Here is a 15,852-nt window from a genome sequence, read left to right on the forward strand (position 1 = left end):
CGAGCGCGTTTTAAAGCCCACCATGCAGGCAGCGCCACTCATTGCGCGGCAAACGCTCCGCGCCCTTGGCGCGCGCGCTCGACGGTGTCGTTGCGAACCAATGCCTCATGGCGACGATGGGATTCGTCGAGGGATACTACATAAGGGCGCTCTAACGTCCGGTTCCGCGGGGGCGCGGGCTATATCGCCGCGCCGGGCACCCGCTGAGACCAATCGTCCAAGATCGCAAAGGTGTCTCCGCTTCCAGCTTCTTGAGCGCCCCGACGATCTGGGTCTCAGAAGACTTGGACCTCTTCACGATGGGGTCTCCTTGGCCAGCCTCCCCCGATATCTCACAGTTTCAACGGGCGAAGATTTCCCGCCCTCAAGTCACCGTCCAGGAGCACACGGGTGTGTAGTGCCCATGCAAGACTATGTGTGTCCCAACCGCCAGGATCCAATCCCCGTCCGTTAGCAAGGCGGGCCTGCCGCCACCCGTGATGCACGCGAGATCGCCGTGGTACCAGTGCTTCCCTCCATCAAGCGAGTACGTGGGATCATCACCGCTGCTACCGTACCCCAAGAGTGCGGGGACAGATGAATCCTGAGCAACAACTCCGCTCGCGCAGCCTATCCTCCGAACGGAGCCGCTATATAGTCTTAGGATGTAGGCTGCCGTAGGCTCAAGAAGCATTCTCGGCAAGCTACTGGAGCACGCGCTGTCTCCATTGATGAATGCTACGGCATTGTCGCCGACGAAGGCGAGAGAAGAGGGGAGTGGGTTGTCTATGGCGCCAACCAGAGCAATCCTCACCAAGACCTTCGGTGCGTGACTGAAATCAAACACGAGTAACTGTTCCTTCCCCTTGCCGGCAAGGAACTCGATGCAGGCTCCGCGGGACCCGTTCGGCGACAACGCCACATTCGGAACTTCGCAGTGATGCCCAAGCAAAACGGGCCCGCCACGATACGTAACCTGGCCCGATCTGTCATTAGTGGGAACCTCCAGGGTCGCAGCCGCGTTGCGGCGGGCAACCGTTACGAACCTGCCTGAGATAAAACCCATCCTGCGCCCGGCCACAACATATGTGCCAATGCGCGCGGGCTTGTCCTCGCCGCGGCGCTCAACGGCGTATGCATACAAAACGCCCGGCACGCCCGTGACGTATCCTTGCCGGTGCGACGCGGCGCACCCGCACTCGATTGCGGCAATAATTCCTATTGCACAGAGCGGCGTCGCCATCCATCGCCCTGCATTCGTGGAATCCGGTGCCTGAGAATCCCGGGGTCGGCGACGCGAGACTTGAGGCTTTTGCCAAACGGCACGCGGGGTTAGGAGCATACTGCGCCTTTCACAACTGCGAAGCATCGGTAAGGAGCGGCTGCGCATTGTCCTTACTCCCGCCGCCGTTGAACGGGTCGCCGTTGCCGAAGTAATTCTTTGACCCGCTCCCGTTGACTAGGGTTACTCGGGCATAGCTGTCTAGGGTTCCGCCCTCCGCACGCACGGAATGCTGAAAGTTCGACCAGCTTTTCCTTATGGTCCCGCTGTTCGGATTGATACCCTGAGATTCGTAGACCGACGTTGGAACCCCATGCTCAACGGCCCCAACGATTGCAACATGATCTTCGTGACCGCCGAAGTTTACGAAGATTATGTCTCCTACGTGCATACCCCCGCCGGTGAATTGCCGCAGTTCATCGTGGATCGCGAAGTAATGGTGCATGTTCTCCGTGTCCAGATCGGGTTTGTTTGAGAACAGACCGTGCATGTTATAGCCGTTCATCTCAAAAACATGTTGCCAATAATCAGATACTATCAGTTCGTGGAGGTTAATATCGAGGGCCCCTTTGTAGGCGTCTTCCACGTACGTGCTGCACGACTCGAGAATCTGGTTCGGCTGCCCGGCCATCCAGGCCCCTATTTGGGTCTCCTGTGCCTGAGTCAGAAACCCCGTCGGGTCGCTGTACGCTTCTGGATTGTTCCCGTTCCACATATAGGACTTTTGGGACGCAGGGGCGTCAACGTTACCTGCGTAGGCGTCGGGGGTGGTCCACGTGCCGGTGCTCGAATCATACGTACGGGCGCCCTGAATGGAATCCGTTCCGTCGGTGTAACCGTAGAGGTGGCCTCGGTTAATCGAACACCCCTCTAAGTGATGAATCCGCTCCGTCGAAGGCGAAAGAGCCTTCAGAAAAGGAGCAGATCTTGACACGACGCGCCCGCCGGAACCATTCTCCGGCATTTAAAGCAAAGGTGGCCATCGCCGCGATCCAGGGGACGCTGACGATCTCGGAGCTGGCGAAGCGGTTCGATATCCATCCGAACCAGATTGCGCAATGGAAGACGCAGCTGCTCGAAAGCGCAGCTGCGGTTTTCGGCAGTACTGCGAAAGCCGACGAGAGCCCCGACCTTCAGGCATTACACGCGAAGATCGGGCAGCTCGCGCTGGAGAACGATTTTTTAGAGAAGGCGCTCGGGCGCGTCGGCGGTCCGAGCGTACGGCGATGATCGACCGCGAGCACGATCTGTCGCTGACGCGCCAAGCCGAAATCCTTCGCCTCTCCCGCGGCTCGCTGTACTACCAACCGAAACCCGTGTCGGCCGCCGATCTGGAGCTGATGCGCGAGATCGATCGGCTGCACTTGGACTACCCGTTCGCCGGGGCTCGGATGCTGCGCGATCTGCTCAAAGGCAAGGGCTACGCCCCCCTGGGACGTAGGCATGTCGCGCGGCTCATGCGCCTGATGGGCATCGAAGCGCTCTACCGCAAGCAACGGACCTCTAAGCGCAATCCCGAGCATCCGGTCTTCCCATACTTGCTGCGCAACCTCGTCATCGATCACCCGAACCACGTGTGGGCTGCGGACATCAGCTATATCCCGATGCGTCGCGGCTTCCTCTACCTGTTCGCCGTTCTCGATTGGGCGACGCGCCGCGTGCTCTCGTGGCGCCTCTCGAATACGCTCACGACGGATTTCTGCATCGAGGCGGTGCAAGAAGCGATCGCGACGTACGGCAAGCCCGAGATATTCAACACCGACCAAGGCAGCCAATTCACCGATCACGATTTCGTGCAGCTCATTCGCGAGGAGCATGGCATCGCGCTGAGCATGGATGGCAAAGGCTGCTGGCGCGACAACGTCTTCGTCGAGCGCTTCTGGCGCTCGCTCAAGTACGAGGAAGTCTACCTGCACGCATACGAGAGTACCTCGGAAGCTCGCCGCGCCATCGGCAAGTACATCGACTTCTACAGCGGCCTACGGCCGCACTCGTCGCTCGACGGGCGCACACCCGATGCCGTATACTTCACCACACCGGCCGCAGAGGCGGCCTAACCTGCGGAGTTATCACTTAACGAGAGGCTATCCGCCGTTCAAAAAACCGGCGCCACCTCTGTTCGGCGACTACTTCGTGGGAGCTATATCAGTTAAGGAGGTAGAATAATGACCGATCCTAGCGTTCTTACCATCGAAGGCTACGATGCCAGGTTATACGTAGAACGCGGTCACATCGTTATACGCGACGGCTTTCCGAGCGAAGGGAAAGTTCGCGAGATTCGCTTCCCGCGTGGCCGCTGCGAGGTCAAGCGCATCGTCGTGCGCGCGCCGGGCGGCACGATTTCCATGCCTGCTATCGACTGGTGCGCGCGCATGGGCATCGCGCTCTCGTTCGTCGCCTCCGATAGCACCCTGCTCAACTGTATGATCCCGGACCAGCCGTACGACGGGCCCGTGAAGCGTGCTCAGGCCGTGGCAGGCACGACAGACGATGCGTGGGGTCTCGCGCGCTATCTCCTTACGCGCAAGCTGGACTCGCAGGTTAGTGCGATAACCCACGATTTCGCACGCCTGGGCGTAGGCAGCGCGCAATCTCGCTCCGCATCGGTCAAGCAGATCGAATCCTGCAAGGCGTCACTCGCGACTGCTAAGACCTTGGACGATTTCCTGGTGCTGGAGGGCAACGCGGCGCAAGCGTACTGGGAACTGCTCACTGCCACGCCACTGCCTTGGCGCGAATGGGCCTACAAACGCATTCCCGCGCATTGGGCGGCTATCTCGCCACGCGCGAGTGGTGGGCGGGGTCGCGTGCGCGACGCAACTGACGCCTTTAATGCGACCCTCAACTACTGCTACACGCTGCTGGAGGTGGAAACGCGAATCGCTTGTGAGGCCGTGGGGCTCGACCCGGACTTAGGGCTGCTGCACGTGGACGCTCGACTGCGCGAGTCTTTCATCTTCGACCTACTTGAACCGCTGCGTGCGAAGGCTGACGTTTGGACGCTGGAACTCCTGCGCAAAGAGAAGCTGCACCCCGCCATGTTCCACGAGCTGCGCGCCGGGATCGTGCGGCTCGATCCCGATCTGACGGAACTCCTCGCGAAGAGCCTCATGCCGCGATTCGGCAAAGCGGCGCTAGAGATTGCGAACGACTATGCGAAGCAGCTGCGCCGGATCACTGTGCCGCTCAAGCTCTTCCGCGCGGCGCCGAAGCCAATCGCTCAGCGGCGCGAGGCTTGGGCGCAGTCAACGTGCGCGTATTGCAAGGAGCCACTGCCGCGCAAGGGCTTGAAGTTCTGCGGGCGGCCGTGCTACCTGAGCTACAGCGTCGAGATCGCGAGGCCCATCGAAAAGGCTCAAGCGCGGCTTGCTGAGATGCGCGCAGCGGGACTAAGTCCGGGGCACGGCGGCGAGGCGGCCAAGAAGCGCGGCGCAAAGCTAGCGGAGAGCAATCGCAGGCGGAGTCTCGGGCTTACTCCCGACGAAATGCGTGCCCGCAAAGCGATCCAGATGCAGGGTTACCGCGCCGCGCGACGGACGCCGTGAGCCTTCGCTATCGACCGTGGTTCGTGGTGTTCTGGCTAGCCTATGCGGTGTACTTGACCGGGCGGGCAATCTACACATGGCGCTCGTACCGTCCGGATGCGCTACACTTCTCGAATTCGCTAGGCATCATCTTCGGTCTCCTCGCCGGCGTGCTCAGTATCGCCTACCTGACGCGACGCCCGAAACAATAATGGTTTGGGGGGGCAGCTTGACGATATCAAGATCGGTGCCCAGGGCGACATTCTGCCGCTTGACCCCAAGTACAAGGGCCTGACGTTTTACGACCGCGATCCAGGAGGTGGCGCGATGGGTTGTCATAACGCTACGGGCGCGACCTACATCGGTCCGAGTGAAACATACGCACGCACGACGACCGGCAAGATCCGGTCAGTCACGTACGCTGTGTCACCGTGTTCGACTAACACGCGGTTCGCGCACGTTACCGGAACACCATCCATGCCTACTTCCGTCATGTGGTGGAGCAGCCCGTCGGCTGGGGTGGGCTTTCCATCGGGTGTAGGCGCAGGTAGCGTGCTCGGCATGCCCCGCACCGATGGTTACGCCGACGGAACAGATTCCATTCAGGGCGCCCGTACGTATGATTCGAGCACCGGCACGTGGACGACGCCCGATGCGTATGCTGGCGACGCTAACGATCCCGCATCACAGAAGTCGTACATGTGGAACAGCAACAGCCCGGTGCAGTACTCTGATCCGACCGGCTTTGATAGCCTCTGGATTGGATATTCGGTCGCGTTTGCTACCGCGCTCATCATCCCGGTCCAGGGAATTCCTACCGTCGTTGTAACCGTAGTTGCGTGGCACGCCTACGCTGTGCTTGAAAACGATAACGGCAACATCGTGAAGACGTATTCCTATGGGCCCAGCGGAACGCGACCACCACGTCTCAATAATCACTATGACGATGACCAGACGCTGCGAAACGCGGAGCAAGCGAAAAGGAGCAACGCCCTAACGGAAGTTGGGAGTTGTCACGGTCAATGTGCGTGGGAAAGACCTCTGAACGACTACTACAATAAGTGGCCAAACAACAAGGTGCCATACGACATTGTCTTCAATAATTCTAATAGCGCACTGTCCGCAAACCTGAACGCGGCGGGATTCAACTCGCAAGCCCCTCCGGGCGCGCCGGGCTGGGTACCAGGCTGGAACGTCCCGATTCACGGGCTTAACGGGAGCCTCTTTACTCAAGCCCTGCTCGAAGAGAGCGAGGGACTGGGCGGCAGCGCCGATCAGGAGCAGCGTGCGATTGGGTTTTGAGTTACGCAGCAATTGTGACGGAGGCACGATATGAAGAGGGCGATGAGGCTGGCTCTGCTTTCGCTGCCCGGTATCGCCGCAGCCTTCGGCTTTGGGGACGGTCTATACTTGTTCAGCTACAGTCCCTTTAAATGGGAATCCGCACTACAACTGAATCAGCTGGAGCTGTTCGACATGCTGACCCTCGTGCTAATGTGGCCACTGGGATTGCTGCTTACCGGATGGATAACGATCCCCGCGACCGTTTTGCTGTACGGCAGGTTGCGGCTCCTGGCAAAGCATGTCTGTCAGGGATGGAACTTGCTATGGTCGCTGCCCACCCACTTCGTCTTCGGTTTCATTTTGGGAGTGGCGCTTACGGTTCTGGGGATCAGGCTTCCGGCGATATAGAAGCCATGCGCCCCGCGCCCCCGAAACCGGACGTTTGCGCGCCCTTGTGTAGTATCCCATGGGATTCGTCGACGGATACTACATAAGGGCTCCCAAACGTCCGGTTTTCGCGAATGTCGCTTCGCGGCTGGGCTCAGGTCGGCGAAATGAAATGCCGCTGCCTATTCTTATCTCAGCGCCGCATCATAGAGCCTCCAGGAAGACGAGCAGTTCTGAAACGTGTTCAGCTTTCCCATCTCTTAAACGCTTCGAGCTCTGCGCGTCCTCTAGGCCCTAGGAGTTCGTCGAGAGCGAGCCCGGCAAGTTTTGGGCTCGCGAGCGGCTGGATGACCTCCAAGACGAAAACATCCTGTGAACGCGAATCGCCTTCTGCCAGCACTTTTTCGGTAAGTCGAAACAGCGACTGTAGGCGTTTCGTCGTGCCGTGGTCAGGGCGTCCCTTCGTCAGCGTGTCCTGTAGCGGACCCATGATCTGGCCAAGAATGACATAACTTGGCACTAGGTCCGGGTAGTCTGCCAGTTCTCGGTCGACCATCGCCACTGAGTCCGGGAGATAATCCTTGATTAGCTGAGGTATGTCGTCGTAGCGAATCACACTTACCAACAGTGACACTACTTCGGTGGCGGCGCTGGCTTAGGCTCGGGCGCGACCGGCGGTGGAACGTTGTTCCTGATAAAGCTGTTCGGGTCGTACCTACCGTAGGCCTGCTGCAAGTCTTTCAGCAGGCTATTCGCGGCCGCGCGCTCCGCTTGCGTTAACGCACCGCTCTTTCCGGAAAGTATATTTTGCAATGTACGGATCAAGATCGCTCCTTTTTCTAGGTGGAACTTTCCTCCTACCTGCCTGCCGTTTGCGAGCTCGGAACGCACCGCGTTAGCGGTCCCACCCGGTGTCCTGTCGCTCTCTTGGAACAGTTGCCGGGCGACGTTGCGAAGAGCCGTGCTCGTATTTGCCTGGCTCTTGGCAAAGTCCGCCGCTGTTTCCGCCGTGCGCGTAAGTTCCGAAGCTTGTTCGATTGCCGTTGCAGCGCGAGCATCTCCGCTAAGTTCGGCGCCTAGCTCGATGCCTTCCTCGATCGCCGCCCCGCCCTCCTCAACGATCTCTACGATGCATTCAGGACAGTAGCCGCTTGGGTCCGAAAACTGGACTGGGTTATTTCCGTTCCACATATACGACTTCTGCGATGCTGGATCGCTAACATTGCCGGCGTAAACATCGGGCGTCGTCCACGTTCCAACGTTGGGGTCGTACGTACGTGTACCCTGAATACTGTCCGTGCCGTCGGCATAGCCATCGGTGCGCGGCATGCCGAGCACACCGCCAGCGCCTATGCCTGGCGCAAAGCCGAGGCTGCTCGTCGGGCTGCTCCACCACATGACGGAAGTAGGCATGGATGGTGTTCCGGTAACGTGCGCGAACCGCGTGTTAGTCGAACACGGTGACACAGCGTACGTGACTGACCCGATCTTGCCGGTCGTCGTCCGCGAGTACGTCTCGCTCGGCCCGATGTAGGTTGCGCCCGTGGCATTGTGACAGCCCATTGCGCCGCCGCTCGGATCGCGGTCGTAAAATGTGAGGCCCTTGTACTTGGGATCGCGCGGCAGAATGTCGCCCTGCGCACCGATCTTGATATCATCAAGCTGCCCGGAGCTGTTCGTCGTAAACAGCAACACGTCGCCGTCCCAGTGCAGCGTGTCGCGCTGCGTGGAACTAATACCCACCATGATGGGATGCCCATTCGGGCCCCAGGCAACCGTGTTCGAAAGCAACTGCGAATTGCACTGAAAGTCGGGATAGTCGGCGGAGGTCGTTATCGTGTGATTCTCCGCATCGTAGGAACGGCCGGCACTTGAACCGCAACCGGTGCCGGTGCTGCTCTGCCACGAAGTCAGCCTTCCAGCAGCGTCGAACGCTTTGCCGAAAGAGCCCGTCGCGGCACTTTCGGTCTGCGTCGCGACGGCCATGCGGTCATCCCACGTGACGTAACCATAGTAGTCCTGGTGTACTTGCGCGCCGTCCGCATACCAGACTGGGAAGGGGCTATTGATGCCGAACTGTTGCGTCGGCCAACGCGTTAGCTCACCGCGTGCGTTATACGAGTATGTCGCGCTCCCGCCCAGCGGGGCAGTCGGCCCGGTAAAGCCAAGCATCTCATTTTCCGCGCTGTACTCCATAGAAGAGAGCGCTGCACCCGGAGTTGTATTCGTGATCTCGTTGCCGTTCGTGTCGTACGTGAATCTCGTCGGCGTGCTATTGGCCGCGGCGCCGGACTCGGCTCGCTGCGTCAAGCGGCCCGCGGCCGTGTACGTGTACGATACTGTTGTGGTTCCGGGGTTCACAATCCCCGGAACGCTCGCGTCATTGACTGCTTGCGTTTGAATTCGGCCATCCGTGCGGTAGGAGTACGCGAAGAGTCCGCTCTGGCTAAGCGCCGAGGAGCTGACGTCGAGGCCCTCTTCTTTGCCATCGGCGTAATAGTGATGGGTGAGCAACGCAGGCGAAGTAACCCCTCCGCCGCCGGGGTCTTGGCTCGTGCTGAGCCTGCCGTCCGCATCGTACGTGTAACTCTGCGTTCCAAACGTTGAGGACGTGGCCGACGTGAGGCGGCCGTCCGGATCGTAGGCCATCGTGCGGCTTGGGGTCGAGTCGCTGAAGGTCAGTGAAGACTCGGAGCCGCGTGCATCGTAACTGAAGGTTTGGCACTGGCTGAGCGCGTTGCAGTCTTGCGCGAGCAGCCCAAGCGTCGTCGGCGCGCTGTCGTAGGTGAGGGTCTCGGTATTCACGGTGTCCGGACCCGGCGTGCTCTGCGGTGCGACGAACGAGTATTTTGCGGTCGGGCGATCCAGGGCGTCGAACGCGGTTCCTTTTGTATCCTGGTAGGCGGTATTGGCAACCGGCGTGGGTGAGGGCTCGGGAGTCGCAGGGAGGTACCCGCGCGTAGCCGAGTACGTTGTGCCCGAAGGCAGTAGCTCTACCGTCTTAAAGAGGTTGCCGTGCGCGCTGTAGTTCGTTCCTCCGTAGTTGAAGCTCACGTGCCCATTCTGCGACAGATCGTAGAAATAGCGCGTGATCCACGGATTGGTGTACGTATCGCTCGTTGCATCGTACGGCTGCTCGACCTCGACGAGTCGGTCATCGGCGTCGTAGAACTTGTACGTGATCCCTTGCGCCGTCGGCAGAGTTGGCGCAGAGTTCGACACCCACGTTCCGCCATGCACCGCGGTCTGCGTGAGCCTATCGCCATCGGCATCGTAGGAGAACGCAGTCGCGTAGATGCCGGGCGGCGTAGCATGGCAAGTTGATGAGCCACCGTCACGGGCGCGCTGGTAGGAGGTTTCGCTGTAGTGCGTGCTGCCGTCGGCGTAGTAGCAGATATACGAGTAGACGCCGTCTGGGTCTTCGCGCGTCAGTACCCGGTTCAGGGTGTCATAGGTGAGATGCCACGTGCCGTTGCCGGGATTGTACGTCTGAAGGTTGCCGTACGCGTCGTAGGTGAAACTCTGCGTCGGCGTGCGCTGGGTGCTGTCCGCTTGCGTGATCGTATCGCCCACGACCGAGAGCGGCATGCCGTTGCTATCGTACGCGAGATGGTGATGGTAGCCCAGTGGCGTGTAGGTATCGCTCAGCTCACCATAAATCTCAGGCGCTGAGCCCGTTGCCCAGACGTAGTGCACGACGCCGCTCGGACTGCCCGTGCAGGGATCGCTGCCGCCCGGATAGTCGCCGTTGTGCTGATGCACCCAATTCGGATCGCAGTAGTAGAGGAGATTGCTGTACTGGTCGTACTGGTACCACGCGGTCGGCTGGAACGTGCCCATCGAGGTCGTGACCGAGGGCTGCGCCTCCATGATCGCGTTGCCGTTGCCGTCGTACGCGAAGGTCGTCACGTTGCCACGCTCGTCCGTGAACGTGAGCAGGTTGTCGTTGCCATCCCAAGTTTGATAACTCACGAGCCACTGTGACCCGGTCCATTCCTGCGTCTCGGTCACGCGCCACAGGCTATCGGCGGTCCACATGCGCGAATGCCCGTCCGAGTCACTCACCGTCGTGACGCCGGAACCGTACCCCGAGAAACTCTCCGTGTACCACGTCTGCAGGCCGGTCGGGACCGGCGATGGCTGCAACGGTCGCTGCGAGGGATCGGGTAGGGTCGGGCTCACGCCATCTTGAGGGATAAAGTTCACCACGCCGTAGTCCGTCATCGATGTCGCGCGCCTGCTGGCATCGAATGCGAGGTTGACGGTATCGCCTTCTTGAGCTACACCGCCGTTATTTCGCTGGCTCACGGTGTAGCGCGGCGAGTTTGCCGTCGCGAGCAGGTAGCCGGAGCCGTACGTGTACGTCTCAGGGGTGCACGCCGTATTCGTACTACTGCACGTTGGCGCCGAGATGGTCGCATTTCCGGGGCGATCTACTTCGAGAAGGTCGCCACCGCTGTCGTACTCGTAGGAGACCGTTGCGCCGTCCGGGCGGGAAATCGACTGCAGCTCGTCCGGGCCTGTCCCATTGAGCAAGCCGAACGTGAGCGTCAACGACTGCCCGTCGCTGTGCTGCACGACGATCTGCGTAAGGTTTTCGGGATTGCTTGCGTCGCCGTTGACCCACGAATACGTGAAGGTTAGGGCGTTGTTGATGTTGCGGCCTTGAATCGCAAGAATGCGCCCTGCTAACCCCGCCGGAATCTGCGTTCCACACGTCGATGGCTGGTTCGGCGCCTCGAAATAGTAGGCCGTGCCGGTCTTCTTCGTCCAGTAGTAACCGCAGGAACCGTCGCTGGTGAGTTGCGCATACTGGCCGGAAGGGGGCGTCCAACTGCCCTGGCCGTTGCTCGTGTAGTCGTACCGTGCACCGTCGATGTCGTAGACCTGGATGATGTTGTCGGCTGAGTCATAGGCGAGGTGCGCGTCGAACGTGTTCGTCCAACCGTTGCCGAAGACCGAGGGCGTACTTCCGTCACTGTTGTTCGCGTCATGCCCGCTCTGAGAGTTATAGCTGCGGCGAAACGCGAGGTCGATGCCGCGCTCCGGGATGTCGAGGTCGTTGACTTGCACGAGCGTGTTGCCATTGCCAACATTCACCATCGCCTTACCGATGCCGGGTAGCGGCTCTTCCTCGTACGTCCAGTAATGATTGATGCCGGTCGTCGGCGGAGGCGGATCGGCTAGCGGGGTTAGCGCGGCGCCAGTCCGTCGCGTCGCCATCGGATCGCGAGGTGCCGTGCGCGGACGAACCGGCCGCGGGCGGTGAAGGCCGGGAACAGGTGCGGGTTTCCCTCGTCGCTTCACGAGGCGGGCCTGACCCGAGCGGCTCGCGTTCGGAGGACGTAGCACTGGGATGACCCGAGGAATCGCAGGCGGGGGAGCGTGCATCGCAACTTCGCGCGACGTGCGAGGACTTGCTCCCGCCCTAGCTGCAGTCGCCGAGACTTCCGCCAACTGCGCGACGATAGCAATGACCAGAGCCCAGGGAACCACACGCCGCATGGAAGAGCCCTCCTGGCCCAAGCGTACTACCGTTTGCCGTTGAGAACAAGGCTTAAGCCCGAGCCGCGCGGCCTACTAGCAGCCATCGCGCCTTGCGTCTTAGCCTCGCGGGTAGAGCATCTCTTCCACGTCGTTAAGCGTATTATTAGCTTCGCAAACGTTCGCGACCGCGGCATCGTTCAGAAGGCTCATCGACTGGTCGTCAACTTCGCGCTCGGCGACCTGTATTCGCACCGACGAAGGCTCTTGGCATCGGGCTCACGGCGGCTCTCCTTGCCGGTCTCTCTGTAGGACAATCACAGCTCCGCTGGCCACTTTCCCAGCGCACGCCACAAGGGCGGGTGGCCTCCCCCTAGTCGCTCGCCGTAGACGCGTGACGAGCCGAACGATGGGTGAACGGCGCTTCAGCCTCGAGCCGCTGCTCGAGGTGCGCAGAAAGATCGAGGAGGAACGCCGCCGCGCCTTCCTGCACGCCGCCGCGGAGCTGCAGGCCGCCGCTCGGGAGCGCGCCGTGCTCGAGAAGCTGGAGCTGCGCCGGCGCGAGGCTTGGCTCGCGCGCGAGCGAAGGCCGGAAATGTAAATGCACTCACTCGTGCGGCGCGTCCCCGCCGACGTCTTCACGCCGATCGGCGCGTATCTCGCGCTCGTCCGCAACGGACCCGCGTGCCTGCTCGAATCGGTCGAGCACGGCGGGCGCATCTCGCGCTACTCGTTCCTCGGCGTCGATTATCTCGACGCGCGCGCGTTCGAAGGCGGCACCGCGCTCTTCGACGAGATACGCGCGTGGATCGCGCCGCATCACATCGCCGCCGGGGATGGCGCGCTCGGCGGAGCGCTCGTCGCGTTCTCGTACGACGCGGCGCGGCCATTCGCGCACCTGGCAGACCGCGTTCAAGACGTGCCTCGCATGCCGGCAGCCTACGTCGCGATCCCCGCCAGCTGGCTCATCTTCGATCACTTCACCGACACGCTCTCGATCTGGAGCTGCGGCGCCGACGCCGGCGCGGTCGAACGCCGAATCGACGGGTACGTCGACCGCCTGCAGCGCTCTATGCCGTCGCTGCCCGGCGACGTTCGCGCCGCCGGCGCGGTCTGCCAAAGCATCGAGCGCGATCGTTACCTGGCGCTCGTCGATGCCGTCAAGAAGCACGTCTACGATGGTGACGTCTATCAACTCCAGCTCGGGATTCGCTTCGGCACGGCGTTGGAGGGCGACGCGCTCGATCTCTACCGTGCCCTGCGGCGGCGCAACGCGTCGCCGTATATGTTCTACGTCGACGCGCCGTTTGGGACGCTTCTCGGCGCGAGCCCGGAGTTTCTCGTTCGCCTCGAAGGGCATCGCGCACGCATTCGCCCGCTCGCGGGCACGCGGCCGCGTGGCGAAAACGACGATGACGACGCGCGGATCGCACAGGAGCTATTGAGCAACGAGAAGGAGCGCGCCGAGCACGTCATGCTCGTCGACCTTGGGCGTAACGATCTCGGCTCGGTATGCGACGTTGGCAGCATCGACGTCGACGAGCTTCTCCAGGTGGAGCGCTACAGTCACGTGATGCACATCGTCTCCGACGTCATCGGCAGGCTGCGCTCTGGCTGCGATGCGCTCGACCTCTTTCGGGCCGGCTTTCCCGCCGGCACGGTCACGGGAACGCCCAAGATGCGCGCGATGCAGATCATCGACGAACTCGAGCCGGTGACGCGCGGCTTCTACGCCGGAAGTGTCGGCCGCTGGAGCTACGGCGGCGATTTCGATTCGTGCATCACGCTGCGCAGCGTGCACGTGCACGGCGGACGCGCGTGGTGGCAAGCCTCCGCGGGCATCGTGGCCGACAGCGATCCGGCTGCCGAGTACGACGAGATCCTCGGGAAGACGCGCATCGTCCGTGAGGTCCTCGGAGTGGACGCATGAAGGTCCTCTACGTCGACCACTACGACTCATTCGCGTACAACGTCGTGCATTTGCTGGCGTCGCAGGGGGCGAACCTCGACGTCGTGCGCAGCGATGACGCGCGTCTCGCGCCTAAGCTGCTCGAGCGGTACGAGGCGCTCGTGATCGGTCCGGGTCCGGGCCATCCGCGCGAGGTTCCGCGGGTCCTCTCCGCGATTGCAGCCGCCGTCGAAAGCGGGATGCCCGTGCTGGGCGTGTGCTTGGGGTTACAGGCGATCGGGGAGGTGCTCGGCGCGCGGATCGAGCATGCTCCACGCCTCATGCACGGCAAGACGTCGCGCATCGAGCATACGGGGACCGGCGTCTTCAAAGACCTGCCCTCGCCGCTGATTGCAACGCGGTATCATTCGCTCGCGCTCGATCCCGAATCGCTTCCGGCGGAACTCACCGTCACGGCGCGCAGCGAAGACGGCGTCATCCAGGGTATCGCGCACCGGGAACGTCCCGTGCATGCCGTGCAGTTTCACCCCGAGTCGGTGCTGAGCGAGCACGGCGCTCGCCTCGCGCACAACTTTCTCGAAGGAATCTAGCGGGCTGCTCGTGGCGGAGTTCGGCGTTCGTTACGCTCTCGCGCTCGCCGTCGTGACGGCGATGCTCGCAGCCGCCTCGTTAGCCGGACGCGTCCTTCAGCGCCGCCTCCAAAAGAACAACGAAGCGCGGCGAATCCAGATCGTGGAAACCGTTGCGCTCGCGCCCCAGGCTGCGCTGCACCTCGTGCGAATCGACAACCGCGAGCTGCTCGTGGCCAGCGGAAGCGCGGCCGTCGTCCGGGACGCTATTGATACGTGAACTGATCGAGTGCGTTGAGGCCGCTATCGGTGAAGTAGAGCTTATTGTCGAACCCGATCACGGCTTCTTGCGGTACCGATCCGGACTTGAGCGCAAACGACTTCTGCTTCGTCGTCTGCGGGTTGTACTGCACGACGACGGGCGAGCCACCGCTGCAGAGGACGTAGAAGTTCCCATCGGTGCCCTGTTCCAGCGCACCCGGAGACGCGCATCCGGTCAGCGCCACTTCGGTCAAGGCCCCGTTGCTCGGCACGATGCGCCCGAGTTTGCCGCTGGCATGTTCTGTGAACCACAGCGCGTGGTCGGAGCCGGCGATGATGGCGAACGGCTGCGATGCCGCGCTCACGTTGTGGAGCGTCACGCCACCGCCCGTCGTGATGGAGCCGACCTGATTGCTGCCTTCGAGCGTGAACCAGACGCTGCCGTCCGAGCCCTCGGCCGCGTCGAGCGGCGTCGTACCGCCTGTCGCATACTCCGTGATGGCGCCTGTCTGTGCGTCGGCGCGACCCATCTTGCCGGTTCCGGACTCGGTGAACCACAGTCCGCCGTCGGCCCCAAGGACGATCGACGTCGCCTGCGCCGAGCTCGTCGGAATCGAGAACTCGGCAAAGTTTCCAGTTGACGTGTCGTAGCGACCGATCCGATTGCCCGCATACTCGGTGAACCAGATCTGACCGTCAGGCCCGCACGTGATGCCATAGGGTTGCGATCCGGCGTTGGGCAGTTGCAAGGTCGTGAACTTCGCAGCCTGATTCAGCGTACCGATCGAGTTATTGCTCTGCTCCGTGAACCAAATCACGCCCGCCGCGCAGTTCGAGACGCTCGGAGCCGAAGCGATTCCCTGAGGAAGTGCTGAGGCAGGCGGCGTCGGCAGCGTGTAGACGCTGGTAACGGACGGTTTGATCGGCGGTGCCGTGGGCGCGATTGCCCCGACCGGGTACGTTTTGCCGCATCCGGCGAGGAGTATGGCGGCACCTACTGCGCCGGTTATGAAGCCCAGCGTACGCTGCAAGAAGAGCTCCCCCTTGGAGAAGGCATGATCAAGCCCTCTTATTGGCAGGCCGTACAGGGCAATCCCCCCAGGGCGGCTTGCATAAGCTTTACAAGCGGTCGAGCCATCGTCGTAAAGAAGGCGGCGGCTACGGCCGAATGGC

13 protein-coding genes are annotated in these 15,852 nt (G+C 61.7%); 8 read left to right on the top strand and 5 right to left on the bottom strand.

Annotated features, from left to right (window positions below):
• Positions 1–364 precede the first annotated feature (364 nt).
• Both VMV82_00180 and VMV82_00185 read right to left on the bottom strand, forming a co-directional pair.
• On the bottom strand, positions 365–1,222 hold the full coding sequence (locus VMV82_00180) for a hypothetical protein (protein HUY39974.1): 858 nt from the start codon (positions 1,220–1,222) through the stop codon (positions 365–367).
• Between the two features lie 109 nt (positions 1,223–1,331).
• Positions 1,332–2,225, bottom strand: coding sequence for a hypothetical protein (locus VMV82_00185; GenBank protein ID HUY39975.1), 894 nt, complete (start codon positions 2,223–2,225; stop codon positions 1,332–1,334).
• On the opposite strand from VMV82_00185, the gene VMV82_00190 reads away from it, so the two are divergent.
• From VMV82_00190 to VMV82_00205, 4 genes are all read left to right on the top strand, one after another.
• A protein-coding gene (locus tag VMV82_00190) for an IS3 family transposase (GenBank protein HUY39976.1) occupies positions 2,189–3,318 on the top strand; the annotation gives its coding sequence in 2 pieces (ribosomal slippage) (positions 2,189–2,471 and positions 2,471–3,318; 1,131 coding nt in all). The genes VMV82_00185 and VMV82_00190 overlap by 37 nt on opposite strands.
• Before the next feature lie 108 nt (positions 3,319–3,426).
• Positions 3,427–4,806 carry a CRISPR-associated endonuclease Cas1 gene (gene cas1, locus VMV82_00195; protein HUY39977.1) on the top strand — a complete coding sequence of 460 codons (1,380 nt, stop codon included), beginning with the start codon at positions 3,427–3,429 and terminating at the stop codon, positions 4,804–4,806.
• 195 nt (positions 4,807–5,001) lie between these two features.
• Positions 5,002–6,087 (top strand): hypothetical protein, encoded by a 1,086-nt coding sequence (locus tag VMV82_00200; protein ID HUY39978.1) that lies wholly within the window; start codon positions 5,002–5,004, stop codon positions 6,085–6,087.
• Positions 6,088–6,129: 42 nt separating this feature from the next.
• The gene (locus VMV82_00205; GenBank protein HUY39979.1) at positions 6,130–6,477 is read left to right on the top strand and encodes a hypothetical protein; all 348 of its coding nucleotides are present in this window, start codon (positions 6,130–6,132) and stop codon (positions 6,475–6,477) included.
• 223 nt (positions 6,478–6,700) lie between these two features.
• Here VMV82_00205 and VMV82_00210 read toward each other — a convergent pair whose 3' ends face one another.
• A complete protein-coding gene (locus tag VMV82_00210; protein HUY39980.1) occupies positions 6,701–7,072 on the bottom strand; it encodes a hypothetical protein in 372 nt (123 codons plus the stop codon).
• 17 nt (positions 7,073–7,089) lie between these two features.
• Positions 7,090–11,679, bottom strand: a complete 4,590-nt coding sequence (locus VMV82_00215) for a DUF6531 domain-containing protein (protein HUY39981.1) — start codon at positions 11,677–11,679, stop codon at positions 7,090–7,092.
• A 655-nt stretch (positions 11,680–12,334) separates the two neighbouring features.
• Between VMV82_00215 and VMV82_00220 the strand changes: the two genes are divergently transcribed.
• The 4 genes from VMV82_00220 to VMV82_00235 are packed head-to-tail and all read left to right on the top strand — an operon-like array spanning position 12,335 to position 14,698.
• A complete protein-coding gene (locus tag VMV82_00220) occupies positions 12,335–12,541 on the top strand; it encodes a hypothetical protein (protein HUY39982.1) in 207 nt (68 codons plus the stop codon).
• A complete protein-coding gene (locus VMV82_00225; GenBank protein ID HUY39983.1) occupies positions 12,542–13,870 on the top strand; it encodes an anthranilate synthase component I family protein in 1,329 nt (442 codons plus the stop codon).
• Entirely contained in the window at positions 13,867–14,439 is a 573-nt protein-coding gene (locus tag VMV82_00230; protein HUY39984.1) for an aminodeoxychorismate/anthranilate synthase component II, read from the top strand. Before VMV82_00225 ends, VMV82_00230 begins: the two co-directional genes overlap by 4 nt.
• Positions 14,440–14,449: 10 nt before the next feature.
• The gene (locus tag VMV82_00235; GenBank protein HUY39985.1) at positions 14,450–14,698 is read left to right on the top strand and encodes a flagellar biosynthetic protein FliO; all 249 of its coding nucleotides are present in this window, start codon (positions 14,450–14,452) and stop codon (positions 14,696–14,698) included.
• Here VMV82_00235 and VMV82_00240 read toward each other — a convergent pair.
• On the bottom strand, positions 14,685–15,710 hold the full coding sequence (locus VMV82_00240) for a hypothetical protein (protein ID HUY39986.1): 1,026 nt from the start codon (positions 15,708–15,710) through the stop codon (positions 14,685–14,687). The two genes, VMV82_00235 and VMV82_00240, sit on opposite strands and share 14 nt — an antisense overlap.
• Between the last annotated feature and the right edge of the window lie 142 nt (positions 15,711–15,852).

This window comes from Candidatus Dormiibacterota bacterium (assembly GCA_035532035.1).
In the GTDB taxonomy this organism is placed as follows: domain Bacteria; phylum Vulcanimicrobiota; class Vulcanimicrobiia; order Vulcanimicrobiales; family Vulcanimicrobiaceae; genus Tyrphobacter.